The 8928-nt window shown below is 37.3% G+C and carries 10 protein-coding genes; 8 read left to right on the forward strand and 2 right to left on the reverse strand.

Features of this window, described 5'->3' with window-relative positions:
• Positions 1-101 precede the first annotated feature (101 nt).
• Positions 102-386 carry a hypothetical protein gene (locus DXA74_RS14950; protein WP_118528914.1) on the reverse strand — a complete coding sequence of 95 codons (285 nt, stop codon included), beginning with the start codon at positions 384-386 and terminating at the stop codon, positions 102-104.
• 418 nt (positions 387-804) lie between these two features.
• On the opposite strand from DXA74_RS14950, the gene DXA74_RS14955 reads away from it, so the two are divergent.
• Positions 805-1365 carry a hypothetical protein gene (locus DXA74_RS14955; protein WP_118528916.1) on the forward strand — a complete coding sequence of 187 codons (561 nt, stop codon included), beginning with the start codon at positions 805-807 and terminating at the stop codon, positions 1363-1365.
• A gap of 72 nt (positions 1366-1437) precedes the next feature.
• Here DXA74_RS14955 and DXA74_RS14960 read toward each other — a convergent pair whose 3' ends face one another.
• On the reverse strand, positions 1438-1713 hold the full coding sequence (locus DXA74_RS14960; protein ID WP_118528918.1) for a type I restriction-modification enzyme R subunit C-terminal domain-containing protein: 276 nt from the start codon (positions 1711-1713) through the stop codon (positions 1438-1440).
• A 136-nt stretch (positions 1714-1849) separates the two neighbouring features.
• Between DXA74_RS14960 and DXA74_RS14965 the strand changes: the two genes are divergently transcribed.
• The 7 genes from DXA74_RS14965 to DXA74_RS14995 form a co-directional block, all read left to right on the forward strand.
• Complete coding sequence (locus DXA74_RS14965) at positions 1850-2056, forward strand: helix-turn-helix transcriptional regulator (protein ID WP_118528920.1); 207 nt, start codon at positions 1850-1852, stop codon at positions 2054-2056.
• A 12-nt stretch (positions 2057-2068) separates the two neighbouring features.
• A complete protein-coding gene (gene hsdR, locus DXA74_RS14970) occupies positions 2069-4384 on the forward strand; it encodes an EcoAI/FtnUII family type I restriction enzme subunit R (protein WP_118528922.1) in 2316 nt (771 codons plus the stop codon).
• 2 nt (positions 4385-4386) lie between these two features.
• A complete protein-coding gene (locus tag DXA74_RS14975; RefSeq protein ID WP_118528924.1) occupies positions 4387-5895 on the forward strand; it encodes a class I SAM-dependent DNA methyltransferase in 1509 nt (502 codons plus the stop codon).
• Positions 5896-5910: 15 nt separating this feature from the next.
• Positions 5911-6927 (forward strand): DNA-binding protein, encoded by a 1017-nt coding sequence (locus DXA74_RS14980; RefSeq protein WP_118528926.1) that lies wholly within the window; start codon positions 5911-5913, stop codon positions 6925-6927.
• Positions 6920-7405 (forward strand): Fic family protein, encoded by a 486-nt coding sequence (locus DXA74_RS14985; RefSeq protein ID WP_118528928.1) that lies wholly within the window; start codon positions 6920-6922, stop codon positions 7403-7405. The genes DXA74_RS14980 and DXA74_RS14985 overlap by 8 nt, the downstream gene beginning before the upstream one ends.
• Positions 7402-7899 carry a hypothetical protein gene (locus DXA74_RS14990; protein WP_118528930.1) on the forward strand — a complete coding sequence of 166 codons (498 nt, stop codon included), beginning with the start codon at positions 7402-7404 and terminating at the stop codon, positions 7897-7899. Before DXA74_RS14985 ends, DXA74_RS14990 begins: the two co-directional genes overlap by 4 nt.
• Before the next feature lie 15 nt (positions 7900-7914).
• Positions 7915-8928, forward strand: a 1014-nt coding sequence (locus tag DXA74_RS14995; protein WP_199666199.1) for a restriction endonuclease subunit S, incomplete at its 3' end; no start/stop codon positions are given.

Consider the following 8928-nt stretch of genomic DNA (forward strand, 5'->3'; position numbering starts at 1 on the left):
GTTGCTAACTAATATGTAAAGTAAAGCAGGAAGAGTTTTATCAACATGTAAAGTGAATCAGTAAGTATGAACAAAAATGTGTGAAGTAATTTTAGGCATAGTCAAGTCATAGCTTCTCCCACATATTTTATGCTTGCATTTTTATGAAAATACCCTTCAAGTTTATGATATTCTACAAGTGAATCATAAAATACGCCTTGTTTTTGGTAATATTCCAGTTGTTTGTCATTCAAGAAACAGGTTTTCTCTACCCATTGACAGTGACAAAGAATTTTAGATATAGTACTCTTGCCAGACGATTGAGGTCCCATAAAAACATTTATCCTATTTACCTCAAACTCTACAAGTTTTATTGCTCCTATATTTTTTATTGTAAGTTTCTGCATATCTTTGTTATTTAATTCATACGTGAATTCTAAACCAGAAGAAAAGGCATCTCATTCTTTCTATCTGAATCTTTAATTCGCCTATGATCATAAATACTTTCGTTTCCGACAAAGATAATTATTTTACTTTAAATAATAACTTTCCAGCAAAGTTCTTCGCAAAGTCTTAAGCCTCTAAGCTAATAATCTAATGGCAATGCAAATTTATTAGTTTCTTCTTTCATACTACGGAGCATCTTTTTTTCGCATACAGTCGTCTGATTTATACTAATGCTTGCACAAGAACAGAGCAAGTCTAAAAAAGAAATATTAACTTTGTCAAAGGTACTGAATACCAACTGAAAAAATAAACACATATCACCGGAAATGCAGAACGGGAATCCGCCGGAATAGACCCATAAAGCCCAAACGAATTATTATGATAGATATAACAAACTGCTTTAGCGATGTTTATGATTCACAATCAGTCGATATAATAGAAATTGACAGTGAAAAATATAATATTCTTAAATATGAACTGACATTCAATGTATGGAAAGGTAAAGCCATTCAGAATACATTTGGAGGTAAGACTCTAGTAGATGTAGATGGGAAGGCCTCTTTTGCAGAATTAGCAATTGTTGATTATCTGCAAAGAAACGGTTGGAATGCCAGATGGATTGGAACATACGGCAGACCACCAATGACTCCTTTTATGTTGACAGAATGGAATGACGTATGTTATAAGGAACAGGTTCATGTACCCATAACGGATATTGACATACATAATACTCTAGTCGGCATTGCAAAGCTAAATGGGAATAGATTTAGCGGTTGTTGGGATGTAGTTGCTTGGAAAAATGGAAATATCTTATTTTTAGAAGCAAAACGGAATAAACGTGATCGAATTCGTTCGACTCAAATAAAATGGCTTAAAGCCTCGTTAGCGTATGGATTAAAATGTAGTAATTTCATTATTATTCAATGGGATATAAAATAAATCCTGTTTCTTCATCCGATACCTTTGCAAAACTATCAGATAAAGAAACAGGATTCACTGTCATGTTTGCCTTTACGCTATAACAATCGAGTTATGAAGTTGCTGGACATAATTCCGGACCTTGACAAAATCTGTTCCGAACACATCAATCCACTCAAATTCATCAAAAGGAGATTCATTGACCAATGTTTCCGGGCTGATATCGCCATGGTCGGACACATAGGTAATAATCGTTTTCAGATACTCCTCCTGCAATGAGGTGAAGTTATTATCAGAAAAGAACTGAGACAGTTTTTCCAGAGCCACCCTCCGGTCTATGCCAATCTGCGAGCGGATAAAAGCAGCCACATTCTTTGCTTAACAAAAACTCCACATTTTATTATTTAAGCCTATTCTCTATTTCCTGATAATAATTATTATACGAAGTAACATTCATATCGGATAAATTATATAAATTTACTCCGTAATTAAAACATTTTACCCTATGGCTAATTTAAACAGACTAAAAGCTGTACTTGCAGAACAACAGAAAACAGGGAAATGGCTTGCATCGCAGATTGGAAAATCCAATTGCACTGTAAGCAAATGGTGTAGTAATTCTGTTCAACCAGATCTCAAGACACTTAATGATATAGCAAATATTCTTAATATAGACGTGAAGGATCTGATTGTCAGCAGTACAAATCATTAATGATTTATTGCCATGGAAATAAATAAAAAAGAACTCAAGGAACAAGAGATACGCACTTTGTTCATTACTCCTGCACTCCAACAAAAAGGATGGGCAGTAAGTGTAAATATGCGTGAAGAATACTATTTTACGGATGGTCGAGTACTTGTGGTTGGCAACCAACATTCAGTAGCAGAAGGTAAAAAAGCCGATTACCTATTATACCATAATGGCAAGCCCATTGCTGTGGTTGAAGCCAAAGACAATAAACACGCAGTTGGAGGTGGTATTCAGCAAGCCATAGATTATGCCCAAATCCTTGACCTGAAATTTGCGTACTCCAGTAATGGCGATGCTTTCTTGGAACATGACTTTATCACGGGGAAAGAAACCGAAATCAAGTTAGAGGATTTTCCCACAGAAGAAGAACTATACAACCGTTATCTTGCATCTAAAAACTATACTTCGGATGAACTCAACATAATAGAAACACCGTTTTATTATGATGCACATAGCCATGAACCAAGATATTATCAACGTATAGCAGTTGACCGTACTGTGGAAGCCATAGCCAGAGGACAACAACGTGTACTTGTCGTAATGGCTACCGGTACAGGTAAGACATTTACAGCATTTCAGATTATCCATCGTCTTCATAAAAGCGGGGCAAAGAAAAAAATCCTATATCTTGCAGACCGGAATATCCTCATAGATCAAACAATGGCTCAAGATTTTAAGCCATTCAAGAAGTTTATGACCAAGATAACTTCTGTTGGAGAGGGTGAAGAAAAGATAGATTCATCATACGAAGTGTATATGGCTTTATATCATCAGCTGGTCGGAAAAGAAGGTAAGCCAGACCCGTTCTTGGAGGTACAACCCAACTTCTTTGATTTGATTATCGTTGATGAGTGCCATCGGGGAAGCGCGAAAGACGATTCCGCATGGCGCAAAGTATTGGAGTATTTCAGCTCGGCTACCCAAATTGGTATGACAGCCACTCCAAAAGCCGATGAAGGAGCAAACAACTTGGATTATTTCGGGGAACCTGTATATACCTATTCACTTCTCCAAGGAATCCAAGATGGTTTTTTGGCTCCATATCGGGTTACCGCCGACTTTATCAATGTTGATTTGCAAGGATGGACTCCGGAAGAAGGTGAAATGGATTTATTGGGTAAAGAAATCGAGCAGAAATTATATCAAAGACAAAATATAGGACGTGATCTTGCTATCAAGCTAAGACGTAAAGTCGTAGCACAAAGAATCACTAAAATGTTACACGACATCGGACGTATGACAAAAACGATTGTATTCTGCCCTGATATAGAGGAAGCTGCCGAAATGCGAACACTACTTATCAATATGAACAGTGATTTGTGTAAAAAGTCACCCTATTATGTTACACGCATTGTCGGTGAGGATAAAGAAGGGAAAAAACAATTAGATAACTTTATCAGTGTGGATGAGCCCTACCCGGTAATTGTTACAACCTCCGAACTCCTATCTACAGGAGTGGACTGTAAGACTTGTGGCTTAATCGTTATAGACAAAGAAATTGGCTCTATGACTGAATTCAAGCAAATCATCGGACGTGGTACACGGCTTAGAAAAGACAAGGGTAAGTGGCATTTGGAAATCCTTGATTTTCGCAATGCCACAGCAAAATTCAAAGACCCTGCATTTGATGGCGATCCGGAACCGCCCAAAGGAGGTGGCAAAAAGCCAAAACCATACCCACCTGTAGATCCAGTTCCCACTCCTGTATCTGATTGTCGTGAAAAATACCTTATCAATGGAAGGGATATTCGCATTGCCCATGAGATAGTATCTGTTTTAGGAGAAGATGGCAAAACCATGAGAACAGAAAGTGTTCAGTCGTTTGCAAGAAAGCAATTATTACGACACTATCAGACCCTTGATGAGTTCATACATACATGGACAGAAGCGGAACGTAAGCAAGCTGTAATGGATGAGTTAAAGGAATATGCCATTCTAATAGAAGCAGTTCGCGAAGCAAATCCTGCATTGAAGGATGCAGACATCTTTGATGTGATATGCCACGTTGCTTTTGACCAACCACCATTGACAAGAAAAGAAAGGGCAAACAACGTAAAGAAGCGTAACTACTTCGGAAAGTACGAAGGCAAAGCTCGTGAAGTCTTGGAGACTCTTCTTGATAAATATGCAGAGAATGGCATTCTTGACTTTGAAAAGGCGAATATTTTAGAAATACCACCATTTAATAGCATTGGTAAACCAACTAAGATTGTGAAATTATTTGGCGGCAAACATGAATTTGAGAAGGCTGTCAAAGAACTTGAATATCAAATATATAAAATGGCATAAAAATGGCAGTAAACAATATCATAAAGCGAATCCAGAATATCATGCGACAAGATGCAGGTATCAATGGTGACGCACAGAGAATCGAACAAATGACTTGGATGTTCTTCTTGAAAGTCTATGACACGCAGGAAGAAACATGGGAGTACAAAGATGATAACTATAAGTCTATCATCCCAGAAGAATTGCGTTGGCGTAATTGGGCAGTAGACGAAAAAGATGGTGAAGCATTGACAGGTGAAGCCCTGCTTTCTTTTGTTAATGAGAAACTATTCCCAGCATTAAAAAACCTTCCTGTAAATGCCGACACACCACGAGCCAAGAGTATTGTTCAAGAAACATTTGCCGACTTGAACCAGTATATGAAAAACGGAACGCTTCTGCGTCAAGTAATCAACATAGTAAACGAAATTGAATTTGATGATGCAGAAGACCGCCACACATTCGGAGATATTTATGAAGGCATCTTAAAAGATTTGCAATCAGCAGGAAATGCGGGTGAATTCTACACTCCACGTGCCTTGACTGATTTTATCGTCATGATGCTTGATCCTAAATTGGGTGAAACCTTTGGAGATTTTACCAGCGGTACAGGAGGCTTCCTTACCTCTGCGCTCAACTATATGGTTAAGAATGTCCGTTCTGCCGAAGATGGTGAGAAGTTGCAAAATGCAGTTGTTGGTCAAGAATGGAAACCGTTACCCTATCTTTTGAGCATCACAAATTTGTTGCTTCATGATATTGAGGCTCCCAATATAACACACTGTGATTCACTTGGTACAAATGTTACGGATTTCAATGAAACCGATAAAGTTGATGTTATCGGTATGAACCCTCCTTATGGAGGCAGCACGGACGATAGCATAAAGAGCAACTTTCCCTTACGTTACCGCTCAAGCGAAACTGCCGATTTGTTTATAGCCCTTATTATGTACCGTCTTAAAGCAGGCGGCAGATGTGGAGTGATTATTCCTGACGGTTTTCTGTTCGGTACTGACGGAGCAAAGCTTGCACTTAAAGAGAATCTTCTGCGCAATTTCAATTTGCATACAATCATCCGTTTGCCAGGTTCTATATTCTCTCCATACACTTCCATTGCCACCAACATTCTTTTCTTTAACAATGAACAAGCCGAAGGCTGCGAAGAAGGATTCAAAACTAAAGAGACATGGTTCTATCGTTTGGATATGCCGGAAGGCTACAAGCATTTCTCAAAAACCAAGCCAATGAAAGTAGAGCATACCCTGCCTATTCAGGAATGGTGGAATGACCGAAAAGAGATAGTCAATGATGAAGTGGGAGAAAAGAGCCGTGTGTTTACTGCTCAGCAGTTGATTGATTTGGATTGCAATTTCGACCAATGTAAATTCCCAAAGGAAGAAGAAGAAATACTCCCTCCGGCAGAATTGCTTAAACAGTATTTTGAGAAACGTGCTGCACTCGACCATGAAATAGACAAAACACTTTCTGAGATTCAAAAAATTCTCGGTATAGACATAAAATCGTGTAACTGATAATTGTGAAGTGATATGAAGGATTTGACAATCTCAAACATAGAAAGACAAAATGTACTAAACAACCGTTTTGCGGTCAGTAAGGTACAGGAACATCTTGATATAGAAGGAATGCTCTTTGATGGAGAATACCGTTTTACTAAAAAAATGGTTGCCGATTTTTATCAAGTTGATACATCTACAATAGACCGTTATCTGCAATCAAATTCTGAGGAATTAAAGCATAATGGATATATTTTATGTAAAGGTAAACAGCTGAAAGAATTTAAGTTAGAATTTGCTCACCTTATTAATGAGGCGAGCAAAACAACACAGCTCGGATTATTTAATTTCCGCTCTTTCTTAAATATAGGAATGCTACTTACAGAGAGTGAGAAAGCTAAAAAAGTCCGTAGTCTTATCTTGGATTTTGTGATTACCACCATCAACGAAAAGACAGGTGGGGGAACTAAATATATTAACCGCAGAGATGTGCATTATCTTCCGGCTGCAATCACAGAAGAAAACTACCGTAAAAATCTTACTTCTGCCATCAATCAATACGTGAATGGACATCCTACATACAAGTATTCCCAAATTACAGATTTCATCTACAAGGCTGTTTTCAAGGAGAATGCCAAGGAATATCGAGAAGTATTAAGGTTGGATTCTAAGGACAATGTTCGGCACACGTTGTATTCAGAAGTACTATTAGTAATCTCTTCTTTTGAAAACGGTGTAGGGGCTGCTATAAGTGAACGATTCAAGGAAAATGGCAGTAGAAAACTTACTATTGATGAGGTAGAGCGTATAGTGAATGAACTTGCCGAACATCCCATGCAGAAACCTTATCTAAATGATGCCAGAACCAAAATGGCTTCAAGGGATTTCAGTTTCCGAGATGCGTATCATGGTAATATAGCAGATTATTTGCAAGCTGTTACTCCTGAAGAATTTGAACGATTCATCGGCGACCAGTCTATTGATTTTGACCGTATCTTAGCAGATAACAAAGATGTGCTTAAACGCTTAAAGCAAGCAGAAGATGAGTAAGGAATTTAATTACATAGATTACAACGAAGCCTTAAACATCTATGGCAAAATGATTGATACCAGTGATGGCGGTTTTGAAGGAGTGCGTGACGAAGGTGGTATTCGTGCAACATTGGAGTTTGTGCAAAATGATTTATACTATCCTACCTTTGCCGACAAACTAACCTATCTGATGTATAGATTCTGTTCTGGACACTTCTTCAATGATGGAAATAAGCGTATTGCGTTGACTTTGGGTGCTTACTTTTTACACAAAAATAATTACTACTGGCATGCTTGCATCTGTATGCGCACATTGGAATCTATTATTTATCATGTGGCTGCATCTAATATCGACCAAGACTTGCTGCTACGCATCGTTAATAGTTTTATGACCAGTAAAGATTATGACGAAGAACTGAAAATAGATATTGCGAATGCAATGAGCAAAGGTAAATTAGGAATACAGGAAGAGGCTTACGAACAAGATAAAATATGAAAACTATAAAGATTATATTATTACTGTTCTGTGTCATTTTAGGACTCAACGCTAAAGCACAAACAGTAGGTTATACTTATAAAGCACTTGCAGCCGAAGGTTGCAATATGAAGTATAGTGTGGCTAAGCAAGATACAATTTATTCAATAATAGCTACAGTGCATTCAGACAGGATGAATTTCCTTGCTGAACCAACTATGAAAATTCGAACATTCACAGGAAAATACCTTGAACTACAAGGAACCGTAATTGGTAATGGAAGTCAATCTGCTAGTGTTATAAGTGGAAATATTGTAATCCCGATCACAGAAATAAGTTCTACAGCTCAATTTAGAATTACTACACAGCAATTTGAAATATTGAATGAAGGTGTGGCGAAAATTCGCTTGTCTATGACACCTATGAATCATGAACGTACCTTCAAAAAAGATAAAATAGGGAAAAAGCTATATCAGTTCTACCTGAAGGAAAAACAGAAAGACGAAAACTTCTAAATCTGTTAGAATAAGATGAATGGAAAGCAATTAAAAAATAGTATACTACAGTGGGCGATACAAGGAAAACTTGTACCGCAAGACCCTAATGACGAACCTGCATCTGTACTCCTTGAGCGTATCAGAGCAGAGAAAGCCAAGTTAATTAAAGAAAAGAAAATTAAGAAAGATAAAAACGAATCAATCATTTACCGTGGTGATGACAATTCCTATTATGAGAAGTATCTCGCTACAGGGGAAGTGAAGTGTATTAACGAGGAGATTCCGTTTGAGATTCCCCAAGGATGGGAATGGGAAAAATTAGGAAATATAGCTTCTATATGTGGTGGAAAAAGAATACCTGTTGGAAAATCTTTAACTACAGTAAACACAGGATATAAGTATATTCGTGTTACAGATATGAAAAATCATTCTGTAAACAGCAATGATATTCACTATATTACAGAAGATATTTACCAAAAAATCAAAGCTTATTATATTTCCAAAGAAGACCTATATATTACTGTCGCAGGTACAATTGGACATATTGGTGAAATACCAGAAGAATTTGACAATGCAAATCTAACCGAGAATGCGAATAAAATAGTTTTTAGGCAAATAGATAAGAAATTCTTAATGTATTGTCTGTCTTCTGATGTAGTACAATCTCAAATTACAGCTTTTATAACAAAAGTCGGTCAACCCAAATTGGCTATTATGAGGATTCAGAACTTGTTGATACCTGTTCCACCGCTAAAAGAACAATTTCGGATTGTAAATGCAATCAATCTCACAATGCCATTTGTTAATCGGTATGAATCCTTGTCGAATGATTTGAGTAAACTAAATATTTCAATCTTTGAGTTGTTGAAGAAATCTATTCTCCAAGAAGCTATTCAAGGCAAATTAGTTCCACAAATAGCAGAGGAAGGCACAGCGCAAGAACTTCTTGAACAGATACGGAAGGAGAAACAGAAACTTGTTAAAGAAGGCAAGCTTAAAAAGTCAGCTTTGACAGATTCCGTTATCTATAAAGGTGACGATAACAAG

This window comes from Bacteroides sp. OF04-15BH, assembly GCF_003477995.1.
GTDB lineage: Bacteria > Bacteroidota > Bacteroidia > Bacteroidales > Bacteroidaceae > Paraprevotella.

Coding starts and splice junctions, on each gene's coding strand:
- hsdR (WP_118528922.1), top strand. CDS start 2,069: ATGGAAATAAATAAAAAAGAACTCAAGGAACAAGAGATACGCACTTTG.
- DXA74_RS14950 (WP_118528914.1), bottom strand. CDS start 386: ATGCAGAAACTTACAATAAAAAATATAGGAGCAATAAAACTTGTAGAG.
- DXA74_RS14955 (WP_118528916.1), top strand. CDS start 805: ATGATAGATATAACAAACTGCTTTAGCGATGTTTATGATTCACAATCA.
- DXA74_RS14985 (WP_118528928.1), top strand. CDS start 6,920: ATGAGTAAGGAATTTAATTACATAGATTACAACGAAGCCTTAAACATC.
- DXA74_RS14990 (WP_118528930.1), top strand. CDS start 7,402: ATGAAAACTATAAAGATTATATTATTACTGTTCTGTGTCATTTTAGGA.
- DXA74_RS14980 (WP_118528926.1), top strand. CDS start 5,911: ATGAAGGATTTGACAATCTCAAACATAGAAAGACAAAATGTACTAAAC.
- DXA74_RS14975 (WP_118528924.1), top strand. CDS start 4,387: ATGGCAGTAAACAATATCATAAAGCGAATCCAGAATATCATGCGACAA.
- DXA74_RS14965 (WP_118528920.1), top strand. CDS start 1,850: ATGGCTAATTTAAACAGACTAAAAGCTGTACTTGCAGAACAACAGAAA.